Below are 19,879 nucleotides of genomic sequence, written 5' to 3'. Positions count from 1 at the left end.
GTCGCCCTGTGGGGCGGCACCGGGATCGTCGTCCCGGACGACATCGACGTCGAGGTCAAGTCGTCAAGGGTCTCGCCCGGTTCGGGGCTGTTGTCACCAAAGCACCCGAGAAGTAACGGAGTTGCATGGGGCCTAGGCACAGGGAAACCCCTATGACCTGACGCCGTTCCTTGTTCGCACCCCGCCCAGCACTGAGAATGCGCATGACAAGTAGGGGGGCCGGAAGATGTCCGGCCGCCCAAGTCGTCAGAGGGGACCCCCACATGAACAAGCCTCTCCTTGCCGCACTCTCCTCCCTGGCCCTGGCCGGGCTGGGCGCCACCCCCGCGGTCGCCGCGCCGCACGCCGCCAAGGCCCCCGCGGTCACGGTGAACTTCGCCGGCACCGTCTCGCTCAGCAACTGCTCCGGCTCGGTCATCCGCTTCCCCAACTCCGCGGACACCGACCCGGCGCTCGTGCTGACCAACGGCCACTGCCTGGAGACCGGCTTCCCCGAGCCCGGCGAGGTCATCACCGGCCAGTCCTCCAGCCGTAGCTTCGGCCTGCTCAACGCCAACGGCGGCAAGGTCGCCACCCTCCGCGCCAACCAGGTCGTCTACTCGACCATGACGGACACGGACGTCACGATCTACCGCACCACCACCACCTACGCGGCGATCAAGAACTCGTACGGCATCTCCCCGCTCACCGTGCAGGACACGCACCCGGCCGCCGGCACCGCCATCAAGGTCGTCTCCGGTTACTGGAAGCGCACCTACAGCTGCAACGTCGACGGGTTCGTGTACCGGCTGAAGGAGGGCGACTGGACCTGGAAGGACTCGGTCCGTTACACCTCCTCCTGCAACACGATCGGCGGCACCTCGGGTTCCCCGGTGATCGACACCGCCACCGGCAAGGTCGTCGCCGTCAACAACACCGGCAACGAGGACGGCGAGCGCTGCACCGAGAACAACCCCTGCGAGGTCGACGAGAGCGGCAACGTCACCGTCCGCAAGGGGATCAACTACGCCGAGGAGACGTACGACATCCCGGCCTGCTTCACCACCGGCAACAAGCTCGACCTCGGCGCGGCCGGCTGCACCCTGCCGAAGCCGTAAGGGCGCTCACACCGGCGTACGGCGGACGGACCGGCCCGCGAGCACGTCCGTCCGCTTCCCGTCCTCGATGACGAACCGGCCGTCGACGAGGACGTGCGGGATCCCCGTGGGAAGCGTGCGCGGCGCGGCGAAGGTCGCGCCGGGCGCCACCGTCCGCGGGTCGAACAGCACCAGGTCGGCCCGGTACCCCTCGCGCACCAGCCCGCGGTCCGGCAGTCGCAGCCGGGCCGCGGGCCGGGACGTGAGGTGGGCGACGCACTCCTCCAACGAGAGGATTCCCAACTCCCGTACGTAGTGGCCGAGATAGCGCGGGAAGGTGCCGTAGGCGCGCGGGTGCGGCTTGTCGCCCCGCAGGATGCCGTCGGAGCCGCCCGTGTGCGTGCGGTGCCGCATGATCGTGCGGACGTTGTCCTCGTGGCCGACGTGCTGGAGGACCGTCGTACCGAGCCGGTCCTCGATCAGGAGGCGGCGGGCCGTGTCCCAGGGGGCTTCGCCGCGCATCTCGGCCGCCTCCCGGACGGTACGGCCCACGAGGTCGCCGAGCGCCGGATCGGTGACCGCGTCCGTGACCCCGGAGATCTCGATCGTCTCCCACTCCACGGGCACGCCGTGGCAGCCGTCCGAGCCGGTCACCTCCAGGTCGTGCCGGATCCGCGCGGCCGTCGCCGGGTCGGTGAGCCGCGCCAGGATCCTCTCCGGACCGCCCTCGCCCGCCCAGCCCGGCAGCAGCGCGGCCAGGGTGGTGCAGCCGGGCGTGTAGGGATAGGTGTCGAGGGTGATGTCCGCGCCCGCGTCCAGGGCCTGGTCCAGCAGGGTCAGCAGCTGCGGCGCCCGGCCCTCGTTCACGGCGAAGTTCATCGTGGCGTGGGCCAGGTGGAGCGGACAGCCGGCCTCCCGGGTGAGGGCGACCATCTCGGCGTACGCCTCCAGGGCACCGGCGCCGTAGGAGCGGTGGTGCGGGCAGTAGTAGCCGCCGTACGACGCCACCACCCGGCACAGGTCGGTCAGTTCCGCGTCCGGGGCGTACATGCCGGGCGTGTAGGTGAGCCCGGAGGAGAGCCCGACCGCGCCCTGCTCCAGTCCCTCCGCGACCGACTGCCGCATCCGGTCCAGCTCTTCGGGGGTGGCCGGGCGGTCCTCCCAGCCGACGACGAGGGCGCGGACGGTTCCCTGGGGGATGAGGTACGCGGCGTTGACGGCGATCCCCCGGTCGAGCCGGTCCAGGTACTCGCCGGTCGACCGCCAGTCGAAGTCGATGTCCTCGCCGTACCCGTTCCACCCGGTGATCGCCCGCCGCACCTCCTCCAGGGTGCGGTCGTCCACCGGCGCGTACGACAGCCCGTCCTGGCCGATGACCTCCAGCGTGACCCCCTGCGCCGCCTTCGCGCCGTGGTCGGGATCGCGCAGCAGGGCGAGGTCGGAGTGGGCGTGCATGTCGATGAAGCCGGGGGAGAGGACCAGGCCCTCGGCGTCCAGCTCCCGCACGGCGCACGGGCGCTGGCAGCCGGCCGCGGCGGCCTCCTTGACGATCGAGACGATCCGGCCGCCGTCGATCACCACGTCGGCCCGGTACGACGCCTCGCCGCTGCCGTCGACGACGTCGGCGTCCCGGATGACCAGGTCCTCCATGTCCCGCCTCCCTCTCACCGGCTCCTAGAAGAACGTACGGATGTAGTCGACGACCGTCCCGTCCGCCTCGGCCACCGGGATCAGCTGCCACTTGTCGAAGGACGTGCACGGGTGGGACAGACCGAGGCCGATCCAGTCGCCCGCCTCGATGTCCGCGCCCGGTTCCGTGCGCAGCCAGGTGTGCTGATCGGACAGGCCGGACACGGTGATGCCGGCGGCCGGTCGCTCGACACCGTTCCGGCGTACCACCTGCGCGGTGGGCAGGTCCAGGTCGTGGGCGGCGTCGCGCTTGCCCGCGTTGGCGAAGGCCTGCTCGGGGGTGGGCCGGGAGACGACCTGCGCCCACAGCCGGAAGGCGGGCTCCAGGGCGCCCTCCTCGGGCACGCGGGTGAAAGGGGTGAGCCTGCGGTAGTGCCCGTCGTCGTGCGAGACGTACGCCCCCGAACGCAGCAGCTTCAGCACGGGCGCGGACAGCCCGGGGAGCTCGGCGAGGACGTCGGACACCGCGTCGAACCAGGCGCTGCCGCCCGCGCTGACGATGATCTCCTCGGCCTTCCCGAACCGTCCGCCCTTGTCGAGCTCCACGGCGAGCGCCACCAGCCGCCGCAGATACGCCCGCACGCGCTCCGGGTCCGCCCGCGGCACCTCGCCCTCGTAGCCCGCCACACCCACGAGCCGCAGCGTCCCGGTCCGGGCCACCGCAGCGGCGACGGCCTGCGCCTCCGCCTCCGTGCGCACACCGGTCCGGGCCCTGTCGCCCGCACCCAGCTCGACCACGACGTCCACGGGACGGGTGCCGCCGCCGTCGCGCAGGGCGGTGTCCATCAGCTCGACGCCGCGCACGGAGTCGACGTAGCAGACGAACCGGAAGCCGGGGTCGGCGGCGAGTTCCGCGGCGATCCACCCAAGCGCCGGGGCGTCCACCAGCTCGTTGGCGAGAAAGACCCGCTGGACGCCGAACGCCCGGGCGACGCGGACCTGGTGCGGCATCGCGAGCGTGATGCCCCAGGCGCCGTGCTCGATCTGGCGGTGGAAGAGCTGCGGAGCCATGGAGGTCTTGCCGTGCGGGGCGAAGGCGAGGCCGTGCCGGGCGGTGTACGTCTGCATGAGCGCCAGGTTGTGCGCGAGCCGCTCGGCGGAGAGGACGAGGACGGGGGTGGGGAAGCCGTCCGTGAAGAGGTTGCGGCGCTGGGCGGCCAGCTCGCCGACGGTGAGGCCGTCGGCGTCCGGCGGGAGGCCCTTGAAGCGGTGGTCGAGGCGGTCCTCGGCCAGCCGGGCGAGCGCTTCGGTGCTCATGGAGCCCCTCTCTCGACCGTTGCACTACCTGCAACGGTCATTGCATGTACTGCTGACGGGTGTCTAGCATCTCGCCGACACCGGGTCAACGGAGCCGCCACCCGGTCATCGGACAGGAGTCATCATCAACGACGCTGCTTACGTCTCGCCCGTTGCGCACGACCGCGTGGGCCTTGTGGCGACCGTGGACGTCGTGGCGCTCGGCGAGTCCATGGTCACCTTCCTGCCCGGCCGGCCGGGCCGCCTCGCGGACGTGCCCTGCTTCCACCGCGCGATCGGCGGCGCCGAGTCCAACGTGGCCTGCCTGCTGGCCGCCGCCGGCCACACCGCCCGCTGGGTCGGCCGGGTCGGCGCGGACGGTTTCGGCGACCACCTGGTGGAGCGGATCGCCGGGTACGGCGTCGACGTCTCGTCCGTGCGCCGGGACCCGTTCCGGCCCACCGGGGTGTACTTCCGCACGGCCGGCGACCGCGGCACCGGTGCGCACGAGGTGGCGTACTACCGGGCCGGTTCGGCGGCGTCGGCGATGTCCGTGGCCGACGTGGACCTGGTGGCGGTGCGGGCGGGACGGGTGCTGCATCTGTCGGGGATCACGGCGGCACTCTCCGCTGAGTGCCTGGAGCTGATGTACGCGCTGACGGCACCCCGTCCCGGCCGCCCCCTGGTCTCCTTCGACGTCAACTACCGGCCCGCGCTGTGGCGCCACACCCCTGACGGGCCGCGCGCGCTGCTGGAACTGGCGCGACGCGCGGACCTCGTGTTCGTGGGCGACGACGAGGCACGCGAGGCCTGGGGACTGCACGGCGGGCGAGCCGTTGCCGAAGCGCTGCCCGGACCGGCGACCGTCGTCGTCAAGCAGGGAAAGGGCGGAGCAACCGCCTTCGACAGGAACAGCGACGGCATGGAGGACGCCGACGGCACCGCGACGTTCGTCCGCGCACCGAAGGTCGACGTCGTCGCCCACGTCGGTGCGGGCGACGCCTTCGCCGCGGGATTCCTCTCCGGCACCCTGCGCGGCCTGCCCCTCAAGACGCGGCTGAGATACGGCCACCTCTTCGCCGCCGCGACCCTCACCACCCCCGCCGACCTGGCCACCCCGCCCGCCCGGGACCACGCCGACCGCCTGACCGCCCTGGACGACACCGCATGGGGGAGACTTCGACTCGCCCCCGGCTGGACCCAGGCCGAGTGGGACGAGGAGGAGGCGAACACCCCATGAGCCAGACCGTCGACCGCGCCCTGAGCATCCTGCCGCTGCTCGCAGAGGGCCCCGCCGACCTCGGCCAGGTCGCCGACCGCCTGGGCGTGCACAAATCAACGGCACTGCGCCTCCTGCGCACCCTGCACGAGCACGGCCTGGTCTACCGCCAGTCCGACCAGCGCTACCGCCTCGGCGCCCGCCTCTTCGCCCTCGCCCAGGAGGCGATGGAGAACCTCGACATCCGCGAGATCGCCCACCCCCACCTCGTACGGCTGAACGAGACCTGCGGCCACACCGTGCACCTCGCCGTCTACGAGGAGAACGAGGTCCTCTACATCGACAAGGTGGAGAGCCGCTACCCCGTCCGCATGTACTCGCGGATCGGCAAGCCCGTCGCCATCACGGTCGCGGCCGTCGCGAAACTCCTCCTCGCCGACCTCCCCGAGCACGAGCGCCGCGCCGTCGCGGACAAGCTCGACTACCCCCACTACACGGCCCGTTCGACCCCGAACGCCGAGGCATTCCTCAGGGAACTGGCCACAGTGCGCGAACAGGGGTGGGCCACCGACCTCGGTGGCCACGAGGAGTCCATCAACTGCGTCGCCGCCCCGATCCGCGGCGCCGACGGCCGGGTGGTCGCCGCCATGTCGGTGTCCGCGCCGAACGTGGTCGTCACCGCCGAGGACCTCCTCACCCTGCTCCCGCAGGTCCGCCGTACCGCGGACGCGATCAGCGGCGAGTACTCCGGCAGAACTCCAGTAAGGGACCCTGAATGACGGACAAGACCGCGCTCACCCCGAAGACGCACACCACCCCGCCCGCCCGGTTCTCCCACGGCGTGAGGAAGGGCAACATCCTCCAGGTCGCCGGCCAGGTCGGCTTCCTGCCCGCCGAAGAGGGCAAGCCCCCGACCCCGGCCGGCCCCACCTTGCGCGAGCAGACCCTCCAGACCCTCGCCAACGTCAAGGCGATCCTCGAAGAGGGCGGCGCGAGCTGGGACGACGTGATGATGATCCGCGTCTATCTGACGGACGTGGACCACTTCGCGGAGATGAACGACATCTACAACACCTACTTCGAGGAGCAGGGCCTCACCCAGCCGCCCGCCGCCCGGACCACGGTCTACGTCGGTCTCCCGGCCGGCCTCCTCATCGAGACCGACGCGCTCGCCGTACTCGGCTGAGCCCCTGACGACCCCTCACCTCCCGCACCTCCCGCACCTGCGTCGACGGTACGGCGGCCCCCACGCCCACCCCCCGGGCCGCCGTACCGCGATCCCCCCTGCCGGAAATCCCCATGCATGGACGAAGAGGACCCCCGTATGTCCTTCCCGCTCACCCTGCTCGCCGCAACCGCGCCCACCGCCCCGCCACCCCACACCGGAGGCCTGCTCCTCCTCCTCGACGGCACTCCCGGCCTCCTCACCGTCGCCGCCCTCGGCATAGCCCTCCTCCTCTTCCTGATCATCAAGGTCCGGCTGCAGCCCTTCGTAGCGCTCCTTGCCGTCTCCACAGCCGTGGGCCTGCTGGCCGGCCTCTCGGTCACCGAACTCTTCGGCACCGTCCAGCGCTCCGACGCCGTCTCCACCGTCGAGTCCGGCATGGGCGGCATCCTCGGCCACGTCGCGATCATCATCGGCCTCGGTACGATGCTCGGCGCGATCCTGGAAGTCAGCGGCGCCGCAGAGGTTCTGACGGCCCGCCTGCTGGGGCTGTCCGGTGAACGCCGCGCCCCGCTGGCCATGGGCCTGACCGGCCTGATCTTCGGCATCCCGGTCTTCTTCGACGTGGGCATCTTCGTCCTGGCGCCGCTCGTCTACGCGGCCGCCAAGCGCGGCGGCAAGTCGATCCTCCTCTACTGCCTCCCGCTGCTCGCCGGCCTCTCCATGACCCATGCCTTCCTGCCCCCGCACCCCGGCCCGGTCGCCGCCGCGGGCCTGCTGCACGTCCAGCTCGGCTGGATCATCCTCATGGGCGTCGTCTGCGGCATCCCGGCCGTACTGGCCGCCTGGGCCTACTCCGCCTGGATCGGACAGCGGATCTTCGTCGCCGTACCGCAGGACATGGTCGAGGCGGCGGAGGAGGCGAGGCGGGCGGTCGTGGCGGAGCAGCGAGCCCAGGGGGTGACAGCCCGGGAGCACCCGGTACCGCTCGCCACGGTCCTGGTCATCATCGGCACACCCCTGATCCTCATCCTCGCGGCCACCTTCTCCTCGGTCGCCCTCGACCCGTCCCCCGCCCGCTCGGTCCTGGAGTTCTTCGGCAACCCGTTCGTGGCCCTGACCCTGGCCCTCCTCCTCGCCTCCCACCTCCTGGGAATCCGCCGGGGCTGGTCCCGCAAGTCCCTGGAGACGGTGTCGACTTCCTCGCTCAAGCCGGTCGGCAACATCCTGCTGGTGGTCGGCGCGGGCGGGATCTTCGGCGCCGTACTGAAGGCGAGCGGGGTGGCGCAGGCGCTGTCGGACACCTTCCACGGCGTGGGCCTGCCGGTGATCGCCCTGTCGTACCTGATCTCCCTGGTCCTGCGGGTCGCCCAGGGCTCGGCGACGGTCGCGATCGTGACGACGGCGGGCATCGTGGCTCCCCTTCTGGCGGAGGACCACCACTCCCAGCCCTTCGTGGCCCTGGTCATCATCGCCATCTCCGCAGGCTCGATCTTCGCCTCGCACGTCAACGACGGCGGCTTCTGGATGGTGGCCAAGTACTTCGGCATCAGCGAACGCGACACCCTGCGGACGTGGACGGTCCTGGAGTCGGTGCTGTCGGTGGCGGGATTCGCGGTGGCGGCGGCGGTGAGTGTGTTCGTGTGAGGGTGGGTGTGCGTGTGAGTGTGACGTGAGTGAAGCACGGGATGAGCGGGCTGACTGGTTCCGGCACAGGGAAGTCGTCCATACTGCCGCCGTGGAGCAGCGCATAGGAGCGAGCAGCAAGCCGTCCAAGGGTGAGCCGTTGAAGGCCGAGCCCGTGACGGGCGCCGGTTTCGACCCGGCGTTCATCCCCGGCATCACGGCCCCGGCGCAGGCGAAGCCGGCGGACGCCGATCCGGAGCGGCAGGACGCCGAGCCGGAGCGGCGGGACGCCGAGGCCCCGGGCCACCCGGAGGACTCGGTGACGCCGGACGTCCTGTCGGGTTCCGAGGACACCCCGGAACCCGCGGAGACCGACGAACCGGCCTCCGGCGGTCCGGTCTTCGAGGCCTCCGACCGCCGCGCGAAGATCGTGGCCGACCACAAGGGCGTCCGCCTCCGGCTGGACGAGGAGGCCTGCGAGTTCCGCTGGGACGAGATCGCCGCGGTCGAGACGGAGTCCCCCCGCTTCGGCAAGCGCTTCACGGTGACCGTCCACACCCCGGACCGCCGCTGGTACCCGATCGAGATCGAGGCGACGTCGAAGTCCCGCTTCAAGGAGTGGGACGAGCAGTTGGACGCGGTCATGGACGCGTACTTCGAGGACTCCGCGGTCGAAGGGTCCGCGTAGGGGCTTGCGCTGTTCCTACGGGCGTTCCGCCCGCCCTGGTCTCGACCGGGCGGGCGGAACGCGCGCAACATCAGAACCGGACTGGCTACGGCAGTGCATGCACGTGCGCCCCCACCGCGTTCGACCACGCGTTCCCCGCCGACGCGTCCCAGTTCGTCGACCAGGTCATCGCGCCCCGCAGGTCCGGATAGGTCTTCGACGGCTTGAACGTGCCGCAGTGGGTGCCGGCCGTCAGGCAGTCCAGGGCGTTGTTCACCACGGACGGTGAGACGTAGCCGCTGCCCGCCGCGCTGGTCGAGGCCGGGAGGCCGAGGCCCACCTGGGACGGGGCGAGGCCGCCCTGGAGCTGGATGCAGGCGAGGGCGGTGAGGAAGTCGACCGAGCCCTGGCTGTAGACCTTGCCGTCGCAGCCCAGCATCGAACCGCTGTTGTAGTACTGCATGTTGACGACCGTGAGGATGTCCTTGACGTTCAGGGCCGTCTGGAAGTAGGAGTTCGACGTCGACTGCATGTCGATCGTCTGCGGGGCCATCGTGATGACGAGAGAAGAGCCGGCCTTTGCGGACAGGGCGCGCAGTGCCTGCGTCATGTAGGTGGCGTTCAGGCCGTTCTCCAGGTCGATGTCCACGCCGTCGAAGCCGTACGTCTGCATCAACCCGTACACGGAGTTCGCGAAGTTCGCCGCCGAGGCCGAGTCGCTGATCGACACCGTGCCGTTCTGGCCGCCGATCGAGATGACGACCTTCTTGCCGGCCGCCTGCTTCGCCTTGATGTCCGCCTTGAACTGGTCGGCCGTGTAGCCGCCGAGGCCGGACGAGTCCAGGTTGAAGGTCACCGCGCCCGGCGTCGAGGTGGCGTCCGCGAAGGCGACCGCGATGATGTCGTACGACGACGGGACGTTTGACAGCTTCTGGACCGTGGCGCCGTTGTTGAAGTTCTGCCAGTAGCCGGTCACCGCGTGCTTGGGCAGGGAGCCGCCACCACCACTGCTGCCGCCGGAGGCCGTCGTGCCCGTCACCGACGCCGACTTCGCCGACTCGCCCGCCGCGTTCGTCGCCGTCACCTGGAAGTAGTACGAGGTCGAGGGCGACAGGCCGGTCACCGTCGCAGAAGTGCCGGACACCGCCGTCACCTTCGTGCCGTCCTGGTAGACGCTGTAGCCCGTCGCGCCGGACACCGGGGACCAGGAAAGGGAAGCCGAGGAGGAGGTCGTACCCGAGACCGTCAGGCCGGTGGGAGCCGAGGGGACCGTGGGCGCCGGGTCGCCGCCTCCGCCGCCGTCGGGGCCGTAGACCGAGACGTCGTCGGCATAGTAGGGCGCCTGGCCGTACCAGCCGTGCGTGTAGATCGTGACGGATGTCGTCGACGCGCCCGTCGTGAACGTCGTCGACAGCTGCTTCCAGGTAGAGGTGTCCGGCGTCCACGTGGACACGTCCGTCGTGCCCGTGCCCGTCACGCCCAGGTAGGAGTAGCCGCCCTGCACCCATGCGCTCAGCGTGTACGTCGAGCCGGGCTTGACCGCGACCGTCTGGGTGCACCGGGCGTCGTCCTGGCCGGCCGGGGTCGCCTTCAGGGCGGCGGTTCCGCTGTGCACCGGGGACGAGACGGCCGTACCGCTGCCCGCCGTGCACGTCCAGTCGGCGAGGCCCGACTCGAAGCCCGCGTTCCTGACGTTGTCGACGTCCGCCGCGGTGGCCGGGGCGGCGGCGAGGCCCGCTGCGGAGAGGGCCAGGGCCGTGGCGGCGGACCACAGGGTGATTCGGCGTCCGCGGGGTCTGGGTATGCCTGGTGCATGGTCCACTGGGGCCTCCGTGGGGAAGTCGTCGAGTTCGGCGCGCGAGGGAGCCTGGGGAAGGGGAGAAGGGCGGTGGCCACCGTTGGGCTACAAGTTGGTCCAGACCAATCTGGGTGTCAAGAGGTTCAGACCAAAACTGTTTCCGGGTATCCGCTCAAGCTGCCCGGATTTGGCCGGAGTTGTGACCGGGAAGTTCCACGCGAGCTTCACAAACGCTGTTCTCCGGCCATAGGGCCGTGGATACAGTGCTCAGGTAGTCACGCAGTGAAGTCGTCCTGGCACACGGGAGTTACCCCGGTGGGCCGGCGGGTGTGAAGAGCGGGGAGCTGCGCGTGCCAACTGCCATCGCCGTGACCAGTGCCGACATGGCGCTGCCGGCGCAGGACGAACGGACCATGCCGGCCGTCGTGCTCAGCGGCCTCGACCAGCGGCCACTGGAGCAGGCGCTCACCGAACTGCACGCCCTGACCGAGCAGTACGGCTATGTCGTCGTCGTCTGCTCGGCCGCCACTCCCGAACCCGTCGTACGGCGCCTGCACACCCTGCGCTCGCTGCTGGAGAGCGACCGCATCGCCCTCTTCCGGCCCGAACTGCCGCCCCTCGGCGTCGCCGTGCTCGCCCGTCAGCTCCGCCAGCTCGCCTCCTGCGACCTGAGCCCGGGTGTCCTCGCCTCCGCCGGGCGGCTGCTCACCCACTACGTCCACGCCGGAGCCGTCCTGGGCTCCGTCGCCAAGCTGGACCGGGTGCCGGTCGGGCTGAAGGCGCACGCCAAGTCCTGGATGCCCGGCAGTCAGTTCGCCGTACTCGCCCATCCGGAGCCGCAGCTGGTCAAGGTCGTGCCAGGCGTCACCCTCAAGGGGCCCGAGTTCAACACCTGGATGCTCGTCGCCAAGGCGCGGCAGATGCAGGGCGACTGGGTCGCCGGACTCGCCGGGCAGTGGAGCGTGCACGGTCTGCGCGAGGTCCCCCTGCCCGCCGAGTCCGCGGCGTGGTGGGGGACGGCCCGGATCACCGAGTTCTGCAGCTACCTCGCCGACCTGTCCGTTCTGTATCAACTCGTCACGTCGGTCCGGCAGGCCGGCTGCCACTGGTGCGGCCTGGACGTCATCGGCGACCGCTGTGTCTTCTGCTCCGCCACCCCGCCCGGCTACGAACCCGCCGCACCCCGCGCCCTGGAACAGCGCACGTCCGCCTGACCAGCTCCGCCAGTCCACACCCCGCTCGACCGATTCCCCCAATGAGGTTGCACGGCTCATGAACTCCCGTCAGCGCCGCGGCGTGATACTCCTGATCCTGTCGGTCCTGTGCGCTCTCGGCGCGTTCGCCGGCGTGCTCTCCGTCGTCCACGACGTGAACTCCAAGGTCGGACCCGAGGTCACCGCCTACCGGGTCCGGTCCGACGTGAAGCCGTACACCGCGCTGGACGCCGGTCAGTTCGAGAAGACCACGATGCCGAAGCGCTGGCTGTCCGGGAACGCGGTCACCGACCTGCGGCAGATCCAGGGCAAGATCGCCGTCACCACCCTGCGCGCGGGCTCACTGCTCCAGAGCGACATGATCGTCGACCAGCCCGCCCTCCAGCCCGGACAGCAGGAGGTCGCCATCATGATCGACGCGGCGACGGGCGTGGCCGGGAAGATCACTCCGGGATCGCACGTCAACGTGTTCGCCACCTTCGCGGGAAAGAAGGAGGGCGACCCGGACCAGTCGAAGATCATCGTCACCGACGCCCGGGTCCTCGACGTCGGCCAGATCACCGCCCTCGACCCGGACCAGAGCAAGAACCAGCAGCAGCCCAGCCAGGCCGTCCCCATCACCTTCGCGCTGTCCACCCTCGACGCCCAGCGCATCACCTACGCCGAGTCGTTCGCCCAGCGCGTCCGGCTCGCGCTGGTGGCCCCCGGCAGCGAGACCAGCGTCCCGGACAAGGACCGCACCTACGAACTCGCGACGGACAAGTGAGAGGCGGCCCGCATGCCTACCAGGATCCTTCCGGCCGGAGCCGACCCGGACGCCGTACGCTCCCTCACCACTCTGCTCAGCCAGCTCCCGGACGCCGAGCCGCAGCCACCGGTCGGCGACTCCACCCAGCTCGTCGACACCCTGGCCCGGCTCGCCGCCGAGTCCGTGGACGAACTGCCCGAGGTCGTCGTCGTCCATGAGCGGATCGGCCCGGTCCCGGCCCTGGAACTGATCCGCGAGGTCGCGCTCCGCTTCCCCGCCGTCGGCGTCATCCTCGTCACCACCGACACGAGCCCCGGCCTGTTCTCCGCCGCGATGGACTCCGGCGCCCGCGGCCTGGTCGCCCTCCCGCTGTCGTACGAGGAACTCGCCAGCCGCGTCCAGGCCGTCGCCCAGTGGTCGACGGGGGTACGCCGCCACCTGGGCCACAGCGCGGACGTCTTCGGCGGAGTCGGCGGCACGGTCGTCACGGTCAGCGGTGCCAAGGGGGGCGTGGGAGCGACGCTGGCGGCCATCCAGCTGGCCCTCGCCGCGCAGGCCTCCGGGCGGGCGACCGCCCTGGTCGACCTGGACCTGCAGACCGGTGACATCGCCTCCTACCTGGACATCCAGTTCCGCCGGTCCGTGGTCGACCTCGCCACCATCACCGACATCTCGCCACGCGTCCTCGCCGACGCCGTCTTCCGCCACGACACCGGGCTCGCCCTGCTCCTCGCCCCCGCCGAGGGCGAACGCGGCGAGGAGGTCACCGACCGCGCCGCCCGCCAGATCGTCAGCGCGCTGCGCTCCCGCTACGAGGTGGTCGTGGTGGACTGCGGAGCCCAGTTGAGCGGTGCGGGTGCGGCGGCGGTGGAGATGGCCGACACCGCGCTGCTGGTGACCACCCCGGACGTGATCTCCGTACGGGCGGCCAAGCGGACGGTACGGATGTGGGACCGGCTGCAGATCCGCAAGGCCGAGGAGACCACGGCGGTCGTCAACCGGCACACGCGCAGCACGGAGATCCAGCCGGCGCTGGTGCAGCGCATCACCGGGACCGCTCTGGCGCGTACCGCCGTCCCCGCCAACTTCAAGGAGCTGCAGGGGGTGGTGGACGCGGGACGGCTGCACGAGCTGGACGGCAGGAGCACGGTGAAGCAGGCGCTGTGGGCGCTCGCCGGAGAGCTGGGACTGGTGAAGGCGGCCGAGGGGACGCATCGCGGAAGCGGGCGGGGCTCGGCCGGATTCCGGCGGCGGAAGGAGTGAGCGCTCCATGAGAAGGAGAAGGCCGGGCGGGGACCGGGGACAGGTGAGCATCGAGTTCCTGGGCATGACCCCGCTGATCATTCTGACCCTGGTGCTCGTGTGGCAGGCCGTACTGGTGGGATACACCTTCACGCTGGCCGGGAACGCTGCGGACGAAGGGGTACGGGCCGGGACGGCGGCGCCGCGGGGTGACGCACGGCAGGCGGCCTGCTCGGCGGCGGCGATCAAGCACCTGTCGGGAGCGTGGAAGGGGGACGCGTCGGTGGACTGCAGTCGGTCCGGGTATGTCACGGCCGACGTCTCGCTCACGGTCCCGGTCCTGTTTCCCGGACTGATCTCCTTCCCCGCCACCGTGCACGGCCACGCCGGAGCCGTCGAGGAGGTGAAGGACTGAGATGTCGTACCGGCGCAGACGACGGGACGCGGGCCAGGTGGCCATCGAGTACCTCGGGTTCGTCCCGGTCCTCCTGATCGTGGCCATGGCGGGCATCCAGATCGGGGCGATCGCCTACGCCGCCGAGCAGGCCGGTACGGCGGCCAGGGCCGGGGCGCGGGCGGCTTCGCTCGGGCAGTCGTACACGCAGGCCTGCGCGGAGGCCGTCAGCGGGCCGCTCAGGGTGTCGTGCGGCGACGCCAAGGGCGCCGGCACGGTCACCGTCACCGCCACCGTGGACATCCCCCGGATCGTCCCCGGCTGGGATTTCGGCCGCGCCGTCAAGTCCGCCACCATGCCGCTCGACCACTAGGCGAGGAGATGCCGACATGAGCCTGCGGGCACGCATCAGCACTCCGGAGGAGCACGGCAGCCGGGGTGAGGACGGGCATCTGGTCGCCTCCTACCGGGCCAAGCTGCTGGAGGAGATCGACCTCGCGGAGATGAGTTCGCTCGCGGCGGCCGAACGCCGGGCGCGCCTTGAGCGGGTGCTCGGGCACATCATCAGCCGTGAGGGCCCGGTGCTCTCCACGGCCGAGCGCTCGCAGCTGATCCGCCGGGTCGTGGACGAGGCGCTGGGCCTGGGCATCCTGGAGCCGTTGCTGGAGGACGCGTCGATCACCGAGATCATGGTGAACGGCCCCGACGCGATCTTCGTCGAACGAGGCGGCCGCGTGGAGCAGCTGCCGCTCCGCTTCGTCTCCGCCGACCAGCTGATGCAGACCATCGAGCGGATCGTCTCGACGGTGAACCGCAGGGTCGACGAGTCGAACCCGATGGTGGACGCCCGCCTGCCCTCCGGCGAGCGCGTCAACGTCATCATCCCGCCGCTGTCGCTCACCGGCCCGATCCTGACCATCCGCCGCTTCCCGCGCTCCTTCACCCTGCAGGAGCTGGTCTCCTTCGGCTCGCTGGACGAGCACATGGTGTATCTGCTGGCGGGGCTGGTGCAGGCGAAGTTCAACGTCATCGTGTCGGGCGCCACGGGCACCGGGAAGACGACCCTGCTGAACGCCCTCTCCGGGCTGATCCCCTCCCACGAGCGCATCATCACCATCGAGGACTCCGCCGAACTCCAGCTCCAGCAGACGCACGTGGTCCGTCTGGAGTCCCGGCCGCCGAACGTCGAGGGCAAGGGGCAGGTCACCATCCGCGACCTGGTCCGCAACTCGCTGCGGATGCGCCCGGACCGGATCGTGGTCGGCGAGGTCCGCGGCGGCGAGTCCCTCGACATGCTCCAGGCGATGTCGACGGGGCACGACGGATCGCTCGCGACGGTGCACGCGAACAGCGCGGAGGACGCGCTCACCCGGCTCCAGACCCTCGCCTCCATGTCCGACGTCGAGGTCCCCTTCGTCGCGCTGCACGACCAGATCAACAGTGCGGTCGACGTCATCGTCCAGCTCACCCGGTTCGCCGACGGGGCCCGCCGGATCACCGAGATCGCCCTCCTCGACAGCCACGGCGGCGAGCCGTACCGGCTCGCGACCGCGGCCCGGTTCGACGCCCGGCCCATGACCCCGGACGGCCGCGTGTACGGCGCCTTCCAGTACTTCCCGCTGCCCCGCCGCACCGCCGACCGCCTCTACATGGCGAGCCAGCCCATCCCGCAGGCCTTCGGAGTCGCCCACTCCGCGGACCAGCTCGCCACCCGAGAAGCCAGGTAGGCCCCCATGGAACTCCACACCCTCGTCCAGCTCACCACCGGCGTGACACTGCTGACCTGCGCACTGGCGGTGGCCGGCGTGCACGCCTACGCCTCGGGCCGGGCCCAGCGCGCCGCCCTCGTGGACCGGCTCACCCACACCGGTCCGGTCCCGGGGACCGGCCGCAGGCGCCGCTTCCGCGACCTCGACCGGCGGCTGCGCCGTACCCGCGTCGGCCGCTGGCTGGAGCTGCGCCTGGCGGCGACCGGTCTGGACGTCACCCCGGGCGAGTTCTTCGTCCACATGCTCGCCACGGTCGCCGCGCTCTGGCTGATCGGCCAGGCCACCCTGGCCCCCTTCTTCGGCCCGCTCGCCGGCCTGCTCGGCATCTGGGCGGCGGTCCAGTTCCTCAACTGGCAGCGTCAGAAACGCATCGAGCGCTTCATCAACCAACTCCCCGAACTGGCCCGCATCCTGGCCAACGCCACCCAGGCAGGCCTGGCCCTGCGCACCGCGATCGGCATGGCGGCGGAGGAACTGGAGGCCCCGGCGGGCGAGGAACTGGGCAAGGTGGCCGACCAACTGGCCATCGGCCAGTCCCTCGACGACGCGCTCGGTGAGCTGGCCGACCGCCTCCCGTCCCGCGAGCTGGTCGTCCTGGTCACCACCCTGGTCCTCTCGAACCGCGCCGGCGGCCAGGTCGTGTCCGCCCTGCGGAACCTCACCGAGACCCTGGAGGAACGCAAGGAGACCCGGCGTGAGATCCGCACCCAGCTGAGTCAGGTGACGATGACGTCGTACGCCGTCCCCGTCCTGGGCGTCGGCGCGCTCTTCCTGATGAACGGCGTCAAGGACGGCGCGCTGGCCCGTATGACCGGCTCACCGGTCGGCCAGGCCTGCGTACTCATCGCCTTCGGGATGTACGCGGTCGGTTTCGTCCTCATCCGGCGCCTGAGCCGGATCGACGTGTGAGGGGAGGGCAGGCCTGATGGTGGGATTCCTGCTGGCACTGCTGACGGGCCTCGGCGTCTGGGGCGCCTTCGCGGGCATCCGCATGTACCGCGCGGACGCGAAACTCCCCGGGGACCTGGCGGTGGCCCTGGAGGTCGGCGCCACCCGCACCGGCGCCGTGGGCTCGGTCATCGACCGGATGGGCATGCGCTACGCCCCCGCCGTGCTGCGCCTGATGGGCCCGCGCCTGGTCGCCAGGTACCGCCGCAAGATCGACCTCGCCGGCAACCCCGGAGGCCTGACCATCGACCGCTACGCGGCCCGCCGCGCGGTCTACGGCGCGCTCGGATCCGTCGGTTTCCTGGTCTTCCTGCTGCGCGGCCAGTGGTTCGTGGCCGTACTCCTGCTGTTGTTCGGGGCGTTCTGGACGGAGGTCGGCATCTGGTCGGCGATCCGGGTCCGCAAGGACGTCATCGAGCGCACCCTGCCGGACTTCCTGGACGTGCTGGCGGTGGTGGTCAGCGCGGGGCTCGGCTTCCGCCAGGCCCTGGACCGGGTGGCCTCCCGCTACGAGGGCCCCTGGGCGGACGAACTGCGCATCACGCTCCGCCAGATGGACCTGGGCATGAGCCGCCGCCAGGCCTTCGCGGAACTGAGGCGGCGCAACGACTCGGAACAGGTGGCGATGTTCGTGACGGCACTGCAGCAGGGGGAGGAACTCGGCGCGCCCATCGTGGACACGCTGGTCTCCCTGGCGAAGGACATGCGTCGGACCGACGCGCAGAACGCCCGCCGCAAGGCCGCCCGCGCGGTGCCCAAGGCAACGCTGATGATCACCACCTTCATGGTCCCGGCCACGATGCTCCTGCTGGGCGCGGGCCTGATCCTCGGCTCCGGAGTGGACTTCGGATCCCTCACGGGGAAGTGAGGCGGACGTGACGGTGATGGGGTGGACGGGGCGTGGAGGGAACTCGGCCTTCGAGGGCCGCCTGAGCCGGCTGAAGGGGATGACGGGCTGGTTGTCACGGCGCCGGAGGCCGACCGCAGGTACGACGCATCCCGCCACCGCTTCTGCCGAACCCTCGGAGAAGATCCAGGTCAGCGCGCTGCAGGCGATGTGCCGGCAGGTCTTCGGCTTCCGCCTGGCCATGATCGCCGTGGCCGCCCCCGCCGCCCTGCTCAACGCGGCCCCCGGCCTGGGCGTCCGCCTGGTCGGCGCGGCCGTCGTCATCACCTTCATGGTGTCCTACGTCCTCTTCCGCGACTGGGAACGCTTCGGCCCCCTCCTCCTGCGCCACCCCAGCCTCCTGGCCGCCGACACCCTCTTCGGCTCGTTCCTGCTGATCTCGGCCGGCCCGGACACCACCCTGGCCTACGTCAGCGTCTGCACCCCGCTTCTGGCAGGCCTCGTCTACAGCTGGCGCGGCGCGGCGTTCTTCGCCTCCCTCCAGTCCCTGATCCTGCTGCTGGTCCACGCCACCCTGAAGGCCGACCGCCACGCGCCGGTCGCCGAGGCGTTGCTCCTGCCCGGCCTGTGCGTCATCGCCGGGGCCATGGGCTCGACCCTGCGCAACCTGATGCTCCGTTTCGGTGCGGCGACCCAGGCCCTGACGACGGTCCGGGCACGCCTGGCCGCGGCGGAGGCGGTGAGCGCGGAACGCGCCCGGCTGGCCCGCGAGATGCACGACTCCGTGGCCAAGACCCTCTACGGCGTGGCCCTCGCGGCGGACGGCCTGGCGGCGACGGCCTCGGCCGAGGCCCCCGATCCGGCCCGCATCAGGGAACAGGCGGAACTGGTCTCCCGCTCGGCGCGCAGGGCGGCGGCGGAGTCGAGGGAACTGCTGGCGGACCTGCGACGGGAGCGCCCGGACGCGCCGGGGGAGACGGCCCTCTGGGCGGAGCTGACCACATTCACCCGCGACTTCGCACGGCGCACGGGCCTCCGGGTCACCTGCTCCTGGCCGAATCCGCCGGACACCCCGGATGCGGATCCCGCACTTCCCTCGTTGCCCGCACCCGTGGCCCGCGACCTCTTCTCCATCGCCACGGAAGCGCTGGAGAACGCCCACCGCCACGCGGGCGCGACCCGCGTCGACGTCCACGCGGCGGTGTACGGCAACGTACTGCGCCTGACGATCCACGACGACGGCCACGGCCTCCCGCCCGGTACGACGCTCGAACGACTCCGTGAGCGTGGCCACTTCGGCCTGCTCGGCATGGTGGAACGGGCCGCGCAGGCGGGCGCCCGGATCCGTATCGGCCGGGGCGGCCGTGAACGGGGCACGGAGGTCCGCGTGGAAGTCCCCCTACCGGCCCCGCACTGCCCCGGTCCATCCCCCCGGAACCCCTGAGAGGAGGCAGACCATGCAGCACAGTCACCCGTGGCCGGATCCCCCCGCGCCGCCGCCTCCGCCGCTGCGGCTGTTGGTGGCCGACGACAACCCGGTGGTCCGGGCGGGCCTGACGGCCCTGCTCTCGGACCGCGGGGACACCACGGTCGTGGCGGAGGCCGCGGACGGCCGCGAGGCCTACGAGGCGGCCCTGCGACACCGCCCCGACGTGATCCTCCTCGACGTCCGGATGCCCCGAGTCGACGGAATCTCGGCATTGCCGCACCTGGTGCGGCTGGCGCCGGTCATGATGCTCACCTACAGCCACGAGACGGAGACCGTGCGGGAGGCGTTGCGGCTGGGCGCGGGGGGATACCTGGTGCACGGCGAGTTCACGACGGAGCAGTTGGTGCGGGCGGTGCGGGATGTCAGGGAGGGCCGGCCGCATGTGACACCGGGGGCGGCGAAGGCGTTGCTGGCGACCTTACGGATAAGTGCACCTGCACACACAGATTCTCAAGTGCCGGACATTCTGGCGGAAAACTGGAGTCAAACCCTTTCGCAACTGCAATCCCCTGTGGGAGAGTCGTTCCGTTCGCGTTTCCGGCTGAGTACGAGGGAGGCGGAGATCATGGACCTCATCGCGTCCGGCATGACCAACCAGCAGATCGCCGCCGCCTGCTTCATCTCCGAGAAGACGGTCAAGAACCACATCAACCGCATCTTCGCCAAACTCCAGACCACCACCCGGTCACAGGCGGCCGCGAAGTGGCTGGGGGTGGTCTGAGGTGGGGGCGCGGGGGAGCGGCAAGGGCCGT

19 protein-coding genes are annotated in these 19,879 nt (G+C 71.1%); 16 read left to right on the top strand and 3 right to left on the bottom strand.

All coding sequences use genetic code 11. From position 1 onward, the window contains the following. Positions 1–263: 263 nt before the first annotated feature. The gene (locus ACZ7GZ_RS15660) at positions 264–1,097 is read left to right on the top strand and encodes a trypsin-like serine peptidase (RefSeq protein ID WP_471024448.1); all 834 of its coding nucleotides are present in this window, start codon (positions 264–266) and stop codon (positions 1,095–1,097) included. Between the two features lie 6 nt (positions 1,098–1,103). Here ACZ7GZ_RS15660 and ACZ7GZ_RS15655 read toward each other — a convergent pair whose 3' ends face one another. Continuing rightward, a complete protein-coding gene (locus tag ACZ7GZ_RS15655) occupies positions 1,104–2,726 on the bottom strand; it encodes an N-acyl-D-amino-acid deacylase family protein (protein ID WP_471024447.1) in 1,623 nt (540 codons plus the stop codon). Positions 2,727–2,750: 24 nt separating this feature from the next. Beyond that, the gene (locus ACZ7GZ_RS15650; protein WP_471024446.1) at positions 2,751–4,022 is read right to left on the bottom strand and encodes an amino acid deaminase; all 1,272 of its coding nucleotides are present in this window, start codon (positions 4,020–4,022) and stop codon (positions 2,751–2,753) included. Between the two features lie 166 nt (positions 4,023–4,188). Between ACZ7GZ_RS15650 and ACZ7GZ_RS15645 the strand changes: the two genes are divergently transcribed. From ACZ7GZ_RS15645 to ACZ7GZ_RS15625, 5 genes are all read left to right on the top strand, one after another. After that, entirely contained in the window at positions 4,189–5,241 is a 1,053-nt protein-coding gene (locus ACZ7GZ_RS15645; protein WP_471024444.1) for a sugar kinase, read from the top strand. Beyond that, on the top strand, positions 5,238–5,999 hold the full coding sequence (locus ACZ7GZ_RS15640; protein ID WP_471024443.1) for an IclR family transcriptional regulator: 762 nt from the start codon (positions 5,238–5,240) through the stop codon (positions 5,997–5,999). The genes ACZ7GZ_RS15645 and ACZ7GZ_RS15640 overlap by 4 nt, the downstream gene beginning before the upstream one ends. Continuing rightward, a complete protein-coding gene (locus tag ACZ7GZ_RS15635; RefSeq protein ID WP_471024442.1) occupies positions 5,996–6,406 on the top strand; it encodes a RidA family protein in 411 nt (136 codons plus the stop codon). The genes ACZ7GZ_RS15640 and ACZ7GZ_RS15635 overlap by 4 nt, the downstream gene beginning before the upstream one ends. Positions 6,407–6,544: 138 nt before the next feature. Beyond that, positions 6,545–8,032, top strand: coding sequence for a GntP family permease (locus ACZ7GZ_RS15630; protein ID WP_471024641.1), 1,488 nt, complete (start codon positions 6,545–6,547; stop codon positions 8,030–8,032). 91 nt (positions 8,033–8,123) lie between these two features. Beyond that, complete coding sequence (locus ACZ7GZ_RS15625) at positions 8,124–8,699, top strand: hypothetical protein (protein WP_471024440.1); 576 nt, start codon at positions 8,124–8,126, stop codon at positions 8,697–8,699. A gap of 85 nt (positions 8,700–8,784) precedes the next feature. Here ACZ7GZ_RS15625 and ACZ7GZ_RS15620 read toward each other — a convergent pair whose 3' ends face one another. Continuing rightward, entirely contained in the window at positions 8,785–10,500 is a 1,716-nt protein-coding gene (locus tag ACZ7GZ_RS15620) for a chitinase (RefSeq protein ID WP_471024439.1), read from the bottom strand. A gap of 359 nt (positions 10,501–10,859) precedes the next feature. Between ACZ7GZ_RS15620 and ACZ7GZ_RS15615 the strand changes: the two genes are divergently transcribed. From ACZ7GZ_RS15615 to ACZ7GZ_RS15570, 10 genes are all read left to right on the top strand, one after another. After that, positions 10,860–11,690: a hypothetical protein gene (locus ACZ7GZ_RS15615; RefSeq protein WP_471024640.1), complete on the top strand. Its 831-nt coding sequence runs from the start codon at positions 10,860–10,862 to the stop codon at positions 11,688–11,690. Between the two features lie 58 nt (positions 11,691–11,748). After that, positions 11,749–12,456, top strand: a complete 708-nt coding sequence (cpaB, locus tag ACZ7GZ_RS15610; protein WP_471024437.1) for a Flp pilus assembly protein CpaB — start codon at positions 11,749–11,751, stop codon at positions 12,454–12,456. A gap of 12 nt (positions 12,457–12,468) precedes the next feature. Beyond that, complete coding sequence (locus ACZ7GZ_RS15605; RefSeq protein WP_471024435.1) at positions 12,469–13,701, top strand: P-loop NTPase; 1,233 nt, start codon at positions 12,469–12,471, stop codon at positions 13,699–13,701. 7 nt (positions 13,702–13,708) lie between these two features. Continuing rightward, the gene (locus tag ACZ7GZ_RS15600; protein ID WP_471024433.1) at positions 13,709–14,095 is read left to right on the top strand and encodes a TadE/TadG family type IV pilus assembly protein; all 387 of its coding nucleotides are present in this window, start codon (positions 13,709–13,711) and stop codon (positions 14,093–14,095) included. Between the two features lies 1 nt (position 14,096). Then, the gene (locus ACZ7GZ_RS15595) at positions 14,097–14,447 is read left to right on the top strand and encodes a TadE/TadG family type IV pilus assembly protein (protein ID WP_471024432.1); all 351 of its coding nucleotides are present in this window, start codon (positions 14,097–14,099) and stop codon (positions 14,445–14,447) included. Positions 14,448–14,463: 16 nt separating this feature from the next. Next, entirely contained in the window at positions 14,464–15,801 is a 1,338-nt protein-coding gene (locus ACZ7GZ_RS15590; RefSeq protein ID WP_471024430.1) for a CpaF family protein, read from the top strand. Positions 15,802–15,807: 6 nt separating this feature from the next. Beyond that, positions 15,808–16,752, top strand: coding sequence for a type II secretion system F family protein (locus ACZ7GZ_RS15585; RefSeq protein WP_471024428.1), 945 nt, complete (start codon positions 15,808–15,810; stop codon positions 16,750–16,752). A 19-nt stretch (positions 16,753–16,771) separates the two neighbouring features. Then, on the top strand, positions 16,772–17,659 hold the full coding sequence (locus ACZ7GZ_RS15580) for a DUF5936 domain-containing protein (RefSeq protein ID WP_471024639.1): 888 nt from the start codon (positions 16,772–16,774) through the stop codon (positions 17,657–17,659). Positions 17,660–17,738: 79 nt separating this feature from the next. After that, positions 17,739–19,082, top strand: coding sequence for a sensor histidine kinase (locus ACZ7GZ_RS15575; RefSeq protein ID WP_471024638.1), 1,344 nt, complete (start codon positions 17,739–17,741; stop codon positions 19,080–19,082). 13 nt (positions 19,083–19,095) lie between these two features. Further along, positions 19,096–19,848: a response regulator gene (locus ACZ7GZ_RS15570; RefSeq protein ID WP_471024427.1), complete on the top strand. Its 753-nt coding sequence runs from the start codon at positions 19,096–19,098 to the stop codon at positions 19,846–19,848. Positions 19,849–19,879: the final 31 nt, after the last annotated feature.

It is taken from the genome of Streptomyces sp. NPDC037288 (genome assembly GCF_055603265.1).
Note: the sequence above shows the minus strand (reverse complement) of the source record. Positions and strands in the feature narration are given on the sequence as shown.

What these genes read in the sequence shown, in the direction of transcription:
- ACZ7GZ_RS15660 (WP_471024448.1), top strand. Translation starts at nt 264, where the DNA reads ATGAACAAGCCTCTCCTTGCCGCACTCTCCTCCCTGGCCCTGGCCGGG.
- ACZ7GZ_RS15655 (WP_471024447.1), bottom strand. Translation starts at nt 2,726, where the DNA reads ATGGAGGACCTGGTCATCCGGGACGCCGACGTCGTCGACGGCAGCGGC.
- ACZ7GZ_RS15650 (WP_471024446.1), bottom strand. Translation starts at nt 4,022, where the DNA reads ATGAGCACCGAAGCGCTCGCCCGGCTGGCCGAGGACCGCCTCGACCAC.
- ACZ7GZ_RS15640 (WP_471024443.1), top strand. Translation starts at nt 5,238, where the DNA reads ATGAGCCAGACCGTCGACCGCGCCCTGAGCATCCTGCCGCTGCTCGCA.
- ACZ7GZ_RS15635 (WP_471024442.1), top strand. Translation starts at nt 5,996, where the DNA reads ATGACGGACAAGACCGCGCTCACCCCGAAGACGCACACCACCCCGCCC.
- ACZ7GZ_RS15630 (WP_471024641.1), top strand. Translation starts at nt 6,545, where the DNA reads ATGTCCTTCCCGCTCACCCTGCTCGCCGCAACCGCGCCCACCGCCCCG.
- ACZ7GZ_RS15615 (WP_471024640.1), top strand. Translation starts at nt 10,860, where the DNA reads ATGGCGCTGCCGGCGCAGGACGAACGGACCATGCCGGCCGTCGTGCTC.
- cpaB (WP_471024437.1), top strand. Translation starts at nt 11,749, where the DNA reads ATGAACTCCCGTCAGCGCCGCGGCGTGATACTCCTGATCCTGTCGGTC.
- ACZ7GZ_RS15605 (WP_471024435.1), top strand. Translation starts at nt 12,469, where the DNA reads ATGCCTACCAGGATCCTTCCGGCCGGAGCCGACCCGGACGCCGTACGC.
- ACZ7GZ_RS15600 (WP_471024433.1), top strand. Translation starts at nt 13,709, where the DNA reads ATGAGAAGGAGAAGGCCGGGCGGGGACCGGGGACAGGTGAGCATCGAG.
- ACZ7GZ_RS15595 (WP_471024432.1), top strand. Translation starts at nt 14,097, where the DNA reads ATGTCGTACCGGCGCAGACGACGGGACGCGGGCCAGGTGGCCATCGAG.
- ACZ7GZ_RS15590 (WP_471024430.1), top strand. Translation starts at nt 14,464, where the DNA reads ATGAGCCTGCGGGCACGCATCAGCACTCCGGAGGAGCACGGCAGCCGG.
- ACZ7GZ_RS15585 (WP_471024428.1), top strand. Translation starts at nt 15,808, where the DNA reads ATGGAACTCCACACCCTCGTCCAGCTCACCACCGGCGTGACACTGCTG.
- ACZ7GZ_RS15575 (WP_471024638.1), top strand. Translation starts at nt 17,739, where the DNA reads ATGACGGGCTGGTTGTCACGGCGCCGGAGGCCGACCGCAGGTACGACG.
- ACZ7GZ_RS15570 (WP_471024427.1), top strand. Translation starts at nt 19,096, where the DNA reads ATGCAGCACAGTCACCCGTGGCCGGATCCCCCCGCGCCGCCGCCTCCG.